Genomic DNA, 14546 nt, shown 5'->3' with positions numbered 1-14546 from the left:
GATTGGCCTTAGCGGTCGGTTTTTGACCGCTTAGGCCAACGGCGAGCTTTAAGACAACGCGTTTTTTGCGTTGGCTTAAAGTCGCCGCACCACGTTCCAGCCCCCGCCCGCGGAGCCCGGAGTCACCCGGGTCCAGAGACACAAAGTAGTCTCTCCGCGGGACGTATTTCTTGCTTTTCTCCCCCGGATAGCCTAAGTTGAAATCGATTGCAAAAAGGGAGGATTTCTTCGATGGACAAAATGCGTGTCTCCGGTGACCGCTTCGTTAATGAACGCGGCGAACAGGTCATCTTCAATGGCATCAACTTAGTGGAAAAGGATCCCGCCAACGACATGATCACCCCCGGTGGCGACCGGCTGTATGAACAGCTCGCCACCCACGGCTTCAACCTCATCCGCTTCGGCATCTATTGGAATAAGGTCGAACCCGCGCCCGGGCAGATCGATATGGCTTACTTAGGCCGGGTGGCTGCGCAGATCCAGCTGGCTGCCCGGCATGAACTGTACGTCTTCCTGGATATGCACCAAGACTTATACGCCGCCAAGTGGGGCGACGGCGCGCCGGATTGGGCCGTTCAAGACGACGGCTTGGCCTTCAACCGCAGCGGCTTGTGGAGCGACAGCTACTTCATCAGTCCCGGCCTGCACCATGCCCAGGACCACTTCTGGGCCAATGACCCGGCTAGCGACGGCGTGGGCTTGACGGACCATTACCTCCATGCTTGGCAGGCCATCGCCAAGTATTTCCTGGAGGCCGATAACGTCATCGGTTTCGACTTGATGAACGAGCCCTTCCCGGGCAGCCAGGCCCAGGAGATCGTCCAGGCCGTCTTGGGTTATGCGGGGCAGCGATTCCAGGTGACCCCGGACCAGCTCATGGCCATGTGGCTGGATGATACCGCCAAGCAGAAGCTGCTGGCTCAGTTAAATGAAGGCGACACGTACAGTGCTGTTTTGCAGGCGATGACACCGGCGGTGCAAGCCTTTGAGACGCAGACGCTGAACCCGTTCTACGAGAAAATGGCGGCGGGGCTGCACGATTTGTTGAACGGCAAAGCGCTGTTTCTGGAGAGCAGTGTCTTCGCCAACATCGGGGTACCCTCGGCGCTGACGTTTACTGCGGACAACAGTTTGGTGTATGCGCCCCACGCCTATGACCTGGTCGTGGATACGAACCACTTCGAAAGCTACAGCACTGCCCGGCTGGACCATAGCCTGAAGGTCATTCGGGCGACCCAAGAAAAAGCCGGCGTGCCCGTGGTCCTGGGCGAATGGGGGGCCTACTTTAATCAGCCTGAAACCAAGGCCATCAGTGAATTCCACATTCAGCACGTCGAAGCCAACCAGTGGAGCCAGACGTATTGGAGTTATTATCCCGAGTTCTTCAGCAGTCCCACCGCCGCAGTGCTGGACCGGCCGTACCCCCAGGCAATCAATGGCGACCTGCGCCGGTACCGTTACGATCCGGCGACGCAGCAGTTTGAACTGGCCTTCAAGACCCTGCCCGGCACCAGCCGCATCTTCGTGCCGCACCTGGCGACGGTCGAGCTGAGCCAGCTGGCCGCCCAAGGCATGCGCGCCGATAAGCGGGCCTTGCCTGGCGGCACCGGCGGTGTGCTCTTCATCACGGCCGACCGGGAACAAGAAGTCGTGCTGCACTTGCAGATTGGGTAATCCTTAGGCGCGCCTCTGGTCATCGCGACCGGTGGCGCGTTTTGCTGTCCATGGGGTAAGATAGAAAGAAAAGAACAAAGGAGCCCCTGCCATGCCAGCACAAGAGGAACCCGCCGTCGTCACCGACACCAAGATCGGCCTCGACGACCTCGCCCCAGAAACGATCTACCGCCACTGTACCATCGACTATTCCAACCAGGACATCAACGTGCAGCAAGTGACCCTGGACAATTGCACCTTCGTTCAGCACGATTTCACCAAAAGCACCTGGATGGACTGCACGTTCATCGGCATCGACTGGTCCAACACCCAATTCGGCGGCAGCTATTTCACCGGGTGCACGTTCAAAGAGGCCAAGCTGGTGGGGGCGGATCTGTATGATTGCGGCATTGTGGACCTGACTTTGGCTGATTGCCTCGCCAACTACGTGAACTTTTCTGAAAGTATCATCAAGGGGCTGCAGGCCCGCGACTGTCAATTACTGGAGTCGTACTGGACGGCGGTGCGCTTCACCCGGAAGATCCGCTTCCAGCGCTGCGACCTGACCCGGGCGGACTTCGGCGAGACCAAGCTGAAGGGCATCGACTTCACCAGTTCGGAGCTGGCGGCGCTGCGCTTCGACTGGCACCTGGCGGCGGGGATGAAGATCTCCCCGGACCAGGCGGTCAACTTGGTGGGCATGCTGGGGATCGACGTGGTGTACTGATGCCGCCGCGCAATGCTAAAATGAAGCCAAAGGGGGACGGGCCCATGACCAGTCGGCGGCAGATCATTCTCAGCGGTATCACGGTGGCGTGTTATGCCGCACTGGCCGTGACGTACGCCTGTCGGCGGCAATGGCTGGCCGGCCTGACGCGCCAGCCGGTGCTGATGATCACCGCCAGCATCCTGGCCGCAGTCCTGCCGGGCCTGCTCAGCCTGTATCTTTGGTCCCGCGCGACCACCCTGTGGCCGCAGCTGCTCTGGGGGGCCTTGGTCACGGTGTCGGTATGGCTGCTGCTTTCCCTCATTGTCCTCTTGCTCATCTTCGGGCCCGCGTGGCCGTTACTCGTGTAACCTCGTTCAGAAAGGCAGAATCAGTCGTATGGCAGAAACAAATCATGGCTTCTTCATTCACTTGGCACAGCAAAAAATTACAGTGACGGAAAAAGAAATTCCCATGCCCGCAGTGGGGCCGGACGACGTCTTAGTGGCCGTCAGCGGCGCCAGCGTTAACCCGGTGGACCTGAAGCGGGCCGCCAGCGGCGACGCGCAGGTCATGGGCTTTGATACGGTGGGCCGGGTGGTCCGCAGCGGTGAGAACGTCACCGGCTTGACGCCGGGGGAGAAAGTCTTCTTCGCCGGTGAAGGCCAGCGCCAGGGCAGTTTTGCCCGGTACCAGAGCGTCACCCGCGACTTAGTCGTCCCCGCGCCGCGGGGGTTCGAGTCCACCTTTCTCGCCAGCATTCCGCTGACCGGGATCACGGCGTGGGAGCTGCTGTTTGAGAAAATGGGCTACACGGCAGCGGCCGGGGCAAACCAGGGGCAAGTTCTGCTGGTCATCAACGGTGCCGGCGGGGTGGGGTCGATCCTCACCCAGCTGGCCCAGTGGAGCGGTCTGACCGTCGTTGCCACCGCGTCGCCGAAGAACTTCGACTGGCTGACGGCAAACGGGGTGGACCATGCGCTGGATTATCACCACGACCTGCGCACCGCTTATCAGGCCTTGCATCTGGATGCCCCCACGGGAGTAGCCATTCTCTATCAGCCGGTGCCTTACGCCCCCGTGGCGGCGGACCTGGTGGCCTACTTTGGGCATGTGGGCACCATCGTCGAACCCAGCGGCCCTTTGGCTGTCGCGCCGCTGAAGAATAAGTCGGCCAGCCTGGACTTTGAATACATGTCAGCCAAGACCGATGCCGGCCAGAACGTGGCCTCTCAGGGCGTGATCCTCCAGCAGCTGGCGAATCTGCTGGCGGCGGGGACGATTCGGCCTACCGCCACCCGGACCTATCCGGAGCTGACCGCTGCTGCTTTGACGGAGGCGCTGACCACGGTCCAGAGCGGCCACACCGTCGGCAAGCTTACCTTTCACGTGGGGCCGGTCCAATGACGACTGCTGCTGTCCTGGCAGCCAGCGAGGAGCTGGCTGATTTGGCCCACCGTTACGAGCGGGCCTTTTTTGATTTACAGTGCGGGGTGCCGATGGCCGACAATCCCATCCAGGCCCCGGCCCTGCTTACCCGGGTCGATCGGATTCGCGAGACGGTCACGGCGCTGGAGAAGGAAAAGACCCAGCTTTTCGCCGATCTCACTGCGTATTTTGCCGCGCCGCCCACGGATTTCCCCGCTGTCCAGCACGCATTGCTGGCAGCCGCCGTGCAAAAGGCCCAGCCCAACGTTTCGCTGCCCCGCCAAGTACTGGGCCAGGTGACGCAAATGACGGCCCGTCTGCCCTGGCGGACGGACACGGATACGCCCCAAGAGGTGATCACCCAGCTGGCGAAGGCCATTGGACTGGCGCTGCCCACCCAGCTGCGCTCCTTGGCGGCTCTCCTGGGCAGCAGTACGCTGAGTGCCGCCTCCGCAGACTACACCGCCCGCAGTGCGGCATATCCGGTGGATACGCTGATCCGCGACCGGGCCTTCGTGTTCATGGCCATCGCTGCCGAGTATCAAAGCGCCAATTATGCTGCGTTGACCCCGGAGCAGTTCTGGCAATGGCAGTTGTGGCGCTTGCGCCGAGTCTACGGCGTGCCGATCACCGTGTATAACGCCCGGGCCATGGTGGCGGATGCGGCAGAGACGGGCCTAACGGCGGACGCCGTCGTCTTCTACCCGCCCGCTGCGCCGCCGGAAGCTTATTTTCTGTTCCGGGGAACAGAAAATGTCAAACGGGCGGAGGTCCCGACGCACCTGACGGATACTTTGGCCCACCCGCTGGCCGCGATGGATGCCAGTTTGATTGAAGGTTATCGGGACTGGCGCTACAACGTGCAGGCGGTCCTGCTGGGGGAAGACACCGAACTGTCCCAGATCGACGCCGCCCGGCAATTTGTCACCGCGGTCCGCAGCCAGCTGCCGGCAGACACCCGGGCATACGGCATCGGCCATTCACTGGGCGGACACTTGGTGCAGTCCCTCCAGCTCATTGACCGGCCGTTCCGGGCCGGCTATACGCTGAATCCTGCGCCCGTCCAGCTCAAACAGATCCACCAGATCGCCCCGGACCGTTTTTCACCCGCGGTATGGGCCGCCCTGCAAGCGGCCACCACCCGGGGTATTGCCAACACAACGGATCAAAGGCTCTTGGCCCAGACCGTTCAGGATCCGGCGCTGGCGATTACCAACGAAGGCTTTGCCCAGGACATTACCCGGCTGTTTTATAATCTGGCGGGGAACGTCTATGTGGGTACTTACCACACGGCTCAGCGCCCAGGATTGCAGTATCCGTTCATCACCCAGGTGACCGATTATTTATCCCCGGCGGAATTGCAGTTTGCCACGGCCACGTTGGGGGATTTCTTCAAAAAAACAGCCAGCGATCAGACGACGAGTCTGAGCTGGCAAATTGTGAACTATATGCGGGCGTGGGGCGAGACGCCCCACCTGCCGCCGAGCAAGGGGACGAAGTACGCCCAGGATTACGTGCGCTACCTGGAAGCCACCGGTTGGCTCAGCGAAGAACCGGTCATCAGTGCCCGGGCGCTGCCCCGCTGGCTGACGAGCCGGCTGTCCGCCGGCCGGCTGCGCACGTTCCGGCGGATTCGTTTCGATATGCTGGGCTTAGCCGTTTATTTTCATATCATCGACGGCGCGCAGTTTTTCTTCCTGGACTAGCTCCTGGTACTCTGGGGCCGTTAAGGAATAAACGGCGGTGTCGTGGTAGCCGCCGTCTTGGTAAATATCGTCGGGCAGGATGCCGTCCTGGTGGCAGTGAAGCCGCTCGGGGACGCCGCGGCTGGCGGTATTGGCGATGTCCGCCAGGACCTAGATCTTATGCAGGCCGAGGCGGGTGAAGCCCACCGCGAACAGGACATTCAAGGCGGCAGTCATGATGCCGTGGCCCTGGTAGTCGGCGCCTAACCAGTAGCCGACCGAGGCGTGGTGGGCCATCTCGTCGAAGTCGTGGAGGTCAATCATGCCAGCCGGCGTGCCGTCCACCAGAATGATCAACAGAAACAGCTTGCCGTCAATCATTTGGCTGCGGGCATAACGCAGGAAGCGGGTTTCATCCCGGACGTGTTTGGTGTCTTGACCCCAGGGCATCCACCGGGTGAGCAGCGCCCTGTTTTTTTGGACCTGGGCGAACAGACCCGCGGCGTGGCTTTCTTCCGGAAAAACCAGGGCCACGTGCTGGCCGGCTTGCGTAAATTGGGTAAGGGTAAACAAAATTGCGCCTCGATTCTAGTCTTGGGGCAGGGAGAACCCCTGCTGTTTCAGGATGCGGCCGATCTCGCCGCGGTGGTGGGCGGCACTTTGACTGTTGGCCGCGACCATCCGGGCGAAGTCGGTGTCCCGGGGGGCACTGGACCGGTCGGCATAGTACCGGTGGATCGTCTCTTCGTAGGCAGCCCATAACGCGGCCGCGGCGGCCGGGTGCGGGTACCCATTCTCACCCACCGCCAAGGCGTGGGGCAGCCGCGGCTTTTCTGCCGGCTTGTGCGCTGGTACGCCGATGCGCAGCCCCAGCAAGGGGAAGGTATAGCGGGGCAGGTGGAGCAGATCGATCATTCTTTGCGGGTCATTCAAGATACTGCCCAGGAAGACCGTCCCCAAGCCGCTGGTTTCTGCGGCAGCGACCATATTTTGGGCGGCCAAGACGGCGTCGAAGACCCCGGCGAGAAAGGCATTCCAGTCCGTCAGCCGGGCAATGGCGGCGTGCTGGTCCGCGGCCAGCTGCACGTTGCGGGCCTGATCGACCACGAAAATGTACAGCGCCCCCGGACCGGCCACGTAATCGTAGGTCGTCACGGCGGCGATCTGCTGGCGCAGCGCCGGCTCGCTGACCCGAATCAGCGTGTATTGCTGCATGTACTGGCTGGTCGCGGTATGCTGGGCGACGTCTTCCAGCGTGCGCAACACGGCCGGCGGAATCGGCGTCTCTTGGAAATCCCGGACGGACGCGTGGTGCAGGAGGGTCTCAATAGCGGAATCAATGGGCATGCGAGGTATCATCCTTTCTGACACGAATGGGTCTAGTGTACCACCAGAAAAGGGCCGCGCACCGCCAATTGCTGACGGCACCCGGCCCTACTACTTGTTTTCTTAACGATTACGCGACGGAATCTTCTTCATCATCGGCCGCGTTCTTCATCTTCAGTGTCCGCAGCGCCGGAATGGAGAGCATCACGGCGAAGCTGAGGAGGTAGAGGACGGCGAGGAAGCCCATGGTAGTGATCAGGTTGTAGTGATCCATCAGGAACCCGATAACGACGGAAGAAAAGCCGCCGATGGCCCGGCCGACGTTCACAATCAGGTTGTTCGCCGTGGCCCGGATGTGGGTCGGATAGAGGCGGGAGATGATGGCGCCGTAACCGCCGAACATCCCGTTAGAGAAGAAGCCCAGGACGGCGCCGGCGAGAATCAGGGTCAGTTCATTCACGGCCAGGGTGATCAGGAACACGGAGGCAGCGGACCCCAGCAGGAAGATGGTGTACGCCATCCGCGGCCCCAGGTAATCCAGGATGCTACCGAAGGTCATCATACCGATGGACATGCCCACGATGGTGGCGATCATCCAGATGGAGGAGCCGGAGACGGTGATGCCCAGCTGCTTCTGCATGATGGTCGGCAGCCAGTTCATCAGACCGAAGTACCCAGCGATTTGGACGACGACCATGAACATCAAGGCAATCGTTTGGTACGTCTGTTTCTTGCTGGTGAAGAGCTGGCTCAAGCTGATTTTCTTCTTACCCTCAGCGGATTGCTTGCTCTCTAAGAAAACCGGGCTTTCTTGCAAATGTTCCCGGACGATGAACGCCAGGGCAACAGGGATCAGACCGACCAGGAAGAGGGCGTTCCAACCGAAGTTGGGAATGATCAGGGAAGCCATCACGGCGGCGAAAATTGCTCCGATCTGACCACCGATGGCGGCCACGCTGGTCATCCGGCCAACGTGCTGTTTCTTGAAGTTCTCAGCGATCAGCGTGATTCCCACACCGTACTCGCCGCCGGCACCAATGCCGGCAATGAAGCGCAATACGTAGATGACCCAGATGTTCTTGGCAAAAAACATGGCGGCGGTGGCGAAGGCAAAAATAAAGATCGTATGCGAGAAGGTCTTCACCCGTCCGATACGATCCCCTAATAAGCCGAAGAGGATTCCGCCCACCAGCATCCCAATGTTGGTAATGGACGAAATCAGGCCCGCCTCAGCGCCGCTGATATGTAACGTGGCGATGATCGGTGCCAGCGCAAAAGATAAGAACATGACATCCATGTTTTCCAAAGCAAAACCCGCACTGGTCGAAACGATTGTCCGTTTCTGATTGCGGGTCATGGCTGCACTTTTGGTATTATATGATTCCACTGTATTGGCCTCCAAATGCATGCTCACTGACATGCGTTATTTATTGGCGCACTGTTTGCACAGATTGCTTGAATGTATTGTGGCATAGATTGGGGATGGGTGCAAGGGTGAGAGGGCGCAGCCGAGCGGTTAGGCCACCTGGGCTAAGTGGCCCTAAGCCGAAAAGCCCCGCACTTGGGCTTTTTGGCTTAGGGTCCTTAGACCATGGTGGCCTGCTCGGCGGAGCCCGTTTATAGAGCACGGAGCCAGCCCCCGTACTTGGGCTTTGACCGTTAGCGCCCTTAGACTGTGTGGTGCTGCCAGCCGGAGCCCGTTTACGGCGCACGGAGCCAGCCCCGCACGCTTTGCACTGTTCCACGCCTGTTACAAATCTTTGGCCGCTCTGGAAATCACACCAATCATCGCCAAATCCGAAGATTCTGAAAAATCATACTCGTTAAGAGTATGGTATACTAGAACCTGGGTGATGGGTTTGGAAAACAAAGTAGCGCTTATTCGGCACCACTTGCAGCTTAGTCAGTCCCAGCTCGCGACCTTGATGAATGTCTCCGTTAAGACAGTGCAAGGCTGGGAAGGCGGGCGGTATGCGCCGAATGGCGGGAATGAGAAATTGTTGCAACTGTTGAGTGCTAATAAGGAGATGAAGCCGATGCTAGAAAAATACAAGAATGACAGTACCTTTGCACCGCTAGAACGGGACCCAGAGCAGCTCACCATCATGGGGGTGCAAATGCCTAGCAAAGAAGTGTATGACGAGTTGGTATTTGCCATTACCAACCAAATGTACGAGGGATACGAACCAACCGCTGAAGATGTCCGCCATTTCCGTGATCACTTCGGGGAATTGACCCCTGCAAGTGAAATCATCAAATGGTGACGGCCGATGACTGTTTGGGAAGACTACCTTCAGCCCAATGGGACGTTGCGCAACAAACTGAGTATTGAAGACGCACACGTTCTCCAACAAGCCGAATACCGTATTACGCTGATGCGCCAGGTGTATTTATCTAATCATCAGTATCGTTTGCCCAGTGGTAAGCGGCTAACCGGTGCAACGTTTGATGATGTTCTTGCGATTCATCATTTTCTTTTTGCTGATGTATACGATTGGGCTGGTCAACTCCGTGAGGTCAACATGAATAAGGGCGGGGATGATTTTTTCCCCTTTCAGCGGTTTGCGATGGGCATTGCCGACTTGAATGAAAAGCTGTCTGCTTATACGGCCGTTCCACCAGAACGCCGGGCCGTCAGGGAAGTACTAGGGGAGATTATTTCTGAGCAAAATTTTCTCCATCCTTTTCGCGAGGGCAATGGACGAACTCAAAGGACATTTGCCAAGCTGCTGGCCTACCAGAAGGGATTTGCTATCGATCTCGATGGTATGTCGGAGGCCTATCAAAAGTACATGGCGGCAAGCATAGCCGATGACATTACGGCAATGCAGCAAGTGTTCGTCCATTTTGTTCAGCCGCTAACACATTAATCAAAAAGAAAAGGACAGTATACCCCGCACAAGTTTGCGATGCTTACTGTCCTTTTTGAGTGCGATATTTTAAATCGCCGCTGCCCGAATCTTCTTCACCCCGGCCGCATCCTGCTTCGTCAGCACGCCGTCGCGCATCTCGTACACGGTGTCGACGCTCCCCAACAGCCGCGTATCGTGGGTAATCATGACTACCCCGCGATCCATCTTGTGGGCAATCGTGGCCAGTAATTCAGTCACTTGCAGTGCCCGGCTGGTATCCAGGCTGGCGGTGGGCTCGTCCGCCAGGATGATCGGCGGATCGTTATACAGCGCCCGGGCGATGGCCACCCGCTGGCGTTCCCCGCCGGACAGCGCGCTGGGATATTGGTTCGTCAAGTCGGTGATGCCCAGCATGGTGAACAGCGAGTCCCGGCTCATCTTGTGCTGCTTGTGGTGGTTGAAGCGGTCCACCAAGGCCAGCTGGTCCGCCACGGTGAGAAAGGGGATCAGGTTGCTCCCTTGCAGAATGAACCCGAATGTGTTGAACCGCAGGTCAGTCCGCTGGTGTTCGCTGAAATTCGTGGTATCCTGACCGTTGATCAGTACTTGGCCGCTGCTGGGCTGCTGCAGGCTGCCGATAATCGTGAGGAGTGTCGTCTTCCCCGAACCCGAGGGACCGATGACGGTAGCGAATTCCCCAGCTTGGAGAGAAAAGTCCGTCGGGTGCAGCGCCGTCACAGCCGTGTGGCCGCTGCCATATACTTTCGTGACTTGTTTCAAATCAACTAATCCCATGTTATTCACCTCCGATGGCTTCCAGCGGGTCGATGTGCAGAATCCGTCGTAATGAGAACAGCCCGCCGACTAGCGACATGACGACCAAGGCCCCAGTAATCATTAACATCATCATCGGGTCGCCGTAGAACGGCATCGTCTTGGGCAGGACGAACGACGTGGCGATCATCAGCCCGTTGCCGATGCCGACACCGACGAGTGCCAGAATCAAGATCTGCCAGAAAAGGGCGGTGACGATCGCACTGGTCCGTATCCCCTGGGCCCGCATGACCCCGTACATGGCCACTTTCTGGATCGTCAGGATATACATGAAGATACCGATGATCAGCAGCGTAATACCGATCATCGCCCCGATCATCAAACCGAACGTCGACGTCTGGGCCGTATAACCGGGGATATTCTCAATGAGGCCGGCCTTCGTCAGCTGCTGGGTATTCTTCGGCAGGTCCGTCAGCTTTTTCTTACTGACGACGGCGGACACATTGGGTACTTGGGCACTGCCGAACCGGATTTGTCGGAAAGTGCTCAAAGTCGTGTAGAATACAGGTACAGTGGCGAAGCGATGGTCGCGGGTGTAGCCGACGATGCGATATTTCTGACTGCTGCCGTTCAAGGTGATGCGGTCGCCCCGGTGCAAGCCGTAGTACGTAACACTGTCGTCCGCCAGCACTTCACTGTTCTTCGTCGGCATCCGACCGGCGGTGACCGGGGGCTTGAGCGCCCCGGTCAAGCGAATACCGAAGATATTGCTGTTGAGCTTCTTATCCGTCTGCGGATTCTCGGCCACCACGGTCATCTGACCAAGCAAGGCCGTGTCGCTGCTGCTGACCTTGTCGTACTGGTCCTTCGTAATCACCGAACTGAGCAGGTTCTTATTGGCGTACTTCGACATCAGCACGTAATTGCCCGGCAAGGCATCGATGGCCGTCCGGTTGTTACGGGCCAGGCCCGTCGCCAGGCCCGTCAGGAAGAGCACCAAGTAAGAAATGAGCACGAACGTGACCACAACGAGCAGGTAGCGCGCCTTGTTATGCATGATCTCTTTGTACGCTAGGAACATCACGGATCCCTCCATTTCTCTTGTGTCGCTATTGTACCACCCATTTATCACTTGATAAACTAAAAAGGATTGACGACAATTGAATCTTCGGGAGCAGCAAAAACGAGCAACAACGCAAAATATCCTGCACGCGGCCCAGAAATTGTTCATGACCCGGGGCTTTTTGAATGTCACCACCCGGGCCATTGCGGAGGCAGCCCACGTCCAGCAACCCTTGATCTATCACTATTTCGGGACCAAGGAACAGCTGTATCTGGCCGTGGTCGGCCAAGTGAGCCAGGAAATGGCGGCGTTGATCACCCAGGCGACCAGCGGGCCTGGCAGTTTTGCGGTCAAGCTGGAACGGCTGGGGACCCAGCTGACGGCGAATAATCCCATGGATCTGCAACTGGTCCTGCACGATGTTTTCCAGTTTGCCCCGGCGGCCCAGCAGACCGTTTTCCAGGCATGGGAACGCGGCTTTCTGATCCCCCTGGACGCGTTCTTCGCTGCCTACCGCCAGCAGATTCAGCCTGCCTACGCCACCCGGGACGTGACCCTCTACTTTCTCAACATCCTGTCCGCCTTCTTACAGACTCCGGCGATTGAGCGGCCGGCCGACCGGTTGTCGCTGACTACCGCGCTGACGATGTTCCGGACCGGCGTGGAGGCCGGCGGCGAGAACTGATACAATAGGACCATTCACTGACAGAAAGCGGGATACACGTGACTCAACTCTTCTTCGACTTCGACGGCACGATTGCCGACTCAGAACAGGGCATCGTCGCCGGGATCAAGTACTTCGTCGCTCAAATGCAGCTGCCGACGCTGACGGACGACCAATACCGGTTGTTCATCGGGCCGACACTGTCCAGCAGTATGCACAAATTCTACCCGGGGCTGCCGGCGGCCGAAATCAAGCGGGCCATTGCCCTCTACCAGGTCTACTACGAAGCCCACGGCATCTATGAGCTGCAGCTGTATCCAGGAATCACGGACGTCCTGGCCCAGCTGAAGCAGGCGGGGTTCGTCTTGAATGTGGCCTCCACGAAGCCGGAGCCGATGCTGGCGAAGATTGCCGGCCACTTTGGTTTGACGGATTACTTCACCGGCCTGTATGGGGCGACGATGGATGAGTCGATCCGCAGCGCGAAGAAAGATGTGCTGGCCTACGCCTTGAAAAAGGCGGGGGCCCAGGCGGCGGACAGCCTCATGATTGGGGACCGGGACACCGACATGGTCGGCGGCGCGGCCAACGGCGTCGCTACGATGGGCGTCCTTTACGGTTTCGGCGACCGGGCGGAATTAACGGCCGCAGGAGCGAACGTGATCGTTGATACGCCGGCCGATATTCCCGCCGGTATCGACACCGCTCTCGCCAGTAATGCCCGCACCCGTTAAGAACGTTCGTTTTTGGGCTTGACCGGCGGAGCGTTTTGCCGTATGGTAATGGACAAGTCAATAAGCCACTTTAACCGAGTCCTGTGAGGCTCCAAAGTGAACGGAACAGGTCAAGCCATTGGCCTGGGGAGCTTTGGTGCAGAGGATGCACTGAAGCTCTTTTTTTGCGGCCGGCGCCGGCCAGGGTGGCATAACTAAGCAAAGGATGGCGGATGATGGACAGACCAGTAATTATCGCGTTGGATTATGTGGACGGCACGGCAGCCCAGCAGCTCTTGAACCAGTTTCAAAACGAAACCGGGTTATGGGTCAAGGTCGGCATGGAGCTGTTTTACCGGGAGGGCCCCCAGTTCATTAAGCAGTTGCGGGACCAGGGCTATCACGTTTTCTTGGACCTCAAGCTGTATGATATTCCCCACACCGTGCATCAGGCCATGCAGCAGATCGGCCGATTAGGGGCTGAACTGACCACGGTCACTGGCTTAGGCGGTCCGGATATGATCCATGCCGCCAAGGAAGGCTTGCTGGAAGGGGCCGCCGAAGCAGGGACCGAAGCGCCAAAACTCTTGGCCATCACCCAGCTGACCTCCATGGATGAGCGAGCGATGCACGTCACGATGCAGAATGATGAGTTCTCACTGTTAGATTCCGTGGTGCACTTGGCTCAACTGGCGGCCACATCCGGGGCCGACGGGGTCATCAGCTCGGCCTTGGAAGTGACCAAGATCCACGATGCCACCCCGGCCGGTTTTCTCACTATCAACCCCGGCATCCGCTTAGCGGCGGACGCTCGGGATGACCAGTCCCGGGTCGTGACCCCGCAGAAGGCAGCCGAACTGGGCAGCGACGGCATCGTCGTGGGCCGCTCGATCACCCAAGCCGCCGACCCGCTGGCCGCTTATCACACCATTCGCCAACAATTCGAAGGGAGTACCGTCCGCTAATGCAAACCAATGAACAGATCGCCAAAGACCTCTTAGACATCCAAGCCGTCACGCTGTCGCCGAACAAGCCCTTCACCTGGGCCAGCGGCATCAAGGCGCCGATCTATACCGATAACCGCCTGACGATCGGCTATCCCGAGATTCGCAGCCGCATCAGCGCCGGACTGGCGCGCCTGATCATGACTGAATATCCCACCGTGACCGATATTGGCGGGGTCGTCACCGCCGGCATCCCCCACGCCACCAGCACGGCTGACCGCTTGGGCCTGCCCCTGATGTACGTGCGGGCCAAGCCCAAGGACCACGGCGCCGGCAAGCAGGTCGAGGGCCACGTTGCTCCCGACGCCCAAGTCGTACTCATCGACGACCTCATCTCCACTGGCGGCAGCGTCTTGAAGGCAGCTGAAGCGGTGCAGAAAGCGGGTATCAAGGTCCTGGGCGTCGCGGCCATCTTCACCTACGAACTGCCGGCAGCCCAAGAAAACTTCGCCAAAGCGGGCCTGCCGCTGCACACCCTGACGAACTACACGACACTGATCCACCAGGCCGAAAAGGCCAACATCCTGACCGCTACCGAGCGCGAATCGCTGCTCACCTGGCGGGAGGATCCGTGGGCGTGGAAGTAAGTTGAGCACATACCAAGGCTGGGCCGCAATTCACTTTCGCCAGTGAATTGCGGCCCAGCCTTTTGTTGTGTATTCAGAAACTATTGGCGGG

General features: G+C 58.9%; 16 protein-coding genes. 11 read left to right on the top strand and 5 right to left on the bottom strand.

Annotated features, from left to right (window positions below):
* Positions 1-231: 231 nt before the first annotated feature.
* The 5 genes from L248_RS04930 to L248_RS04910 all read left to right on the top strand — a co-directional run bounded on the left by L248_RS04930 (position 232) and on the right by L248_RS04910 (position 5493).
* On the top strand, positions 232-1674 hold the full coding sequence (locus L248_RS04930) for a cellulase family glycosylhydrolase (RefSeq protein ID WP_022528996.1): 1443 nt from the start codon (positions 232-234) through the stop codon (positions 1672-1674).
* Between the two features lie 91 nt (positions 1675-1765).
* Complete coding sequence (locus L248_RS04925) at positions 1766-2380, top strand: pentapeptide repeat-containing protein (RefSeq protein ID WP_022528995.1); 615 nt, start codon at positions 1766-1768, stop codon at positions 2378-2380.
* 44 nt (positions 2381-2424) lie between these two features.
* On the top strand, positions 2425-2730 hold the full coding sequence (locus L248_RS04920; RefSeq protein WP_022528994.1) for a hypothetical protein: 306 nt from the start codon (positions 2425-2427) through the stop codon (positions 2728-2730).
* A gap of 28 nt (positions 2731-2758) precedes the next feature.
* Positions 2759-3766, top strand: coding sequence for an alcohol dehydrogenase catalytic domain-containing protein (locus L248_RS04915; protein WP_022528993.1), 1008 nt, complete (start codon positions 2759-2761; stop codon positions 3764-3766).
* Positions 3763-5493, top strand: coding sequence for a DUF6792 domain-containing protein (locus tag L248_RS04910; RefSeq protein WP_022528992.1), 1731 nt, complete (start codon positions 3763-3765; stop codon positions 5491-5493). The genes L248_RS04915 and L248_RS04910 overlap by 4 nt, the downstream gene beginning before the upstream one ends.
* A 150-nt stretch (positions 5494-5643) precedes the next feature.
* Here L248_RS04910 and L248_RS04905 read toward each other — a convergent pair whose 3' ends face one another.
* From L248_RS04905 to L248_RS04895, 3 genes are all read right to left on the bottom strand, one after another.
* Entirely contained in the window at positions 5644-6045 is a 402-nt protein-coding gene (locus L248_RS04905; protein WP_022528991.1) for a GNAT family N-acetyltransferase, read from the bottom strand.
* 15 nt (positions 6046-6060) lie between these two features.
* Positions 6061-6819, bottom strand: coding sequence for a nitroreductase family protein (locus L248_RS04900; RefSeq protein WP_022528990.1), 759 nt, complete (start codon positions 6817-6819; stop codon positions 6061-6063).
* 109 nt (positions 6820-6928) lie between these two features.
* Positions 6929-8185, bottom strand: a complete 1257-nt coding sequence (locus tag L248_RS04895) for an MFS transporter (RefSeq protein ID WP_040535038.1) — start codon at positions 8183-8185, stop codon at positions 6929-6931.
* Between the two features lie 472 nt (positions 8186-8657).
* Here L248_RS04895 and L248_RS04890 point away from each other — a divergent pair, with 472 nt between their 5' ends.
* Together L248_RS04890 and L248_RS04885 are read left to right on the top strand one after the other, a co-directional pair.
* The gene (locus tag L248_RS04890) at positions 8658-9062 is read left to right on the top strand and encodes a helix-turn-helix domain-containing protein (protein WP_155828575.1); all 405 of its coding nucleotides are present in this window, start codon (positions 8658-8660) and stop codon (positions 9060-9062) included.
* 6 nt (positions 9063-9068) lie between these two features.
* On the top strand, positions 9069-9668 hold the full coding sequence (locus L248_RS04885) for a Fic/DOC family protein (protein WP_022528986.1): 600 nt from the start codon (positions 9069-9071) through the stop codon (positions 9666-9668).
* Between the two features lie 69 nt (positions 9669-9737).
* Here L248_RS04885 and L248_RS04880 read toward each other — a convergent pair whose 3' ends face one another.
* Together L248_RS04880 and L248_RS04875 are read right to left on the bottom strand one after the other, a co-directional pair.
* On the bottom strand, positions 9738-10445 hold the full coding sequence (locus L248_RS04880; protein WP_022528985.1) for an ABC transporter ATP-binding protein: 708 nt from the start codon (positions 10443-10445) through the stop codon (positions 9738-9740).
* Position 10446: 1 nt separating this feature from the next.
* Entirely contained in the window at positions 10447-11505 is a 1059-nt protein-coding gene (locus L248_RS04875; protein WP_022528984.1) for an ABC transporter permease, read from the bottom strand.
* A gap of 79 nt (positions 11506-11584) precedes the next feature.
* On the opposite strand from L248_RS04875, the gene L248_RS04870 reads away from it, so the two are divergent.
* From L248_RS04870 to pyrE, 4 genes are all read left to right on the top strand, one after another.
* Positions 11585-12172 carry a TetR/AcrR family transcriptional regulator gene (locus L248_RS04870; protein ID WP_022528983.1) on the top strand — a complete coding sequence of 196 codons (588 nt, stop codon included), beginning with the start codon at positions 11585-11587 and terminating at the stop codon, positions 12170-12172.
* A 38-nt stretch (positions 12173-12210) separates the two neighbouring features.
* Positions 12211-12885 (top strand): HAD hydrolase-like protein, encoded by a 675-nt coding sequence (locus tag L248_RS04865; protein WP_022528982.1) that lies wholly within the window; start codon positions 12211-12213, stop codon positions 12883-12885.
* A 215-nt stretch (positions 12886-13100) separates the two neighbouring features.
* Positions 13101-13829: an orotidine-5'-phosphate decarboxylase gene (gene pyrF, locus L248_RS04860; RefSeq protein ID WP_040534973.1), complete on the top strand. Its 729-nt coding sequence runs from the start codon at positions 13101-13103 to the stop codon at positions 13827-13829.
* Positions 13829-14455, top strand: coding sequence for an orotate phosphoribosyltransferase (pyrE, locus tag L248_RS04855; protein ID WP_022528980.1), 627 nt, complete (start codon positions 13829-13831; stop codon positions 14453-14455). Before pyrF ends, pyrE begins: the two co-directional genes overlap by 1 nt.
* Positions 14456-14546: the final 91 nt, after the last annotated feature.

The organism is Schleiferilactobacillus shenzhenensis LY-73 (assembly GCF_000469325.1).
GTDB lineage: Bacteria > Bacillota > Bacilli > Lactobacillales > Lactobacillaceae > Schleiferilactobacillus > Schleiferilactobacillus shenzhenensis.
The sequence above is the reverse complement of the archived record's forward strand: the minus strand, read 5'-3'. Positions and strand labels throughout refer to the sequence as shown.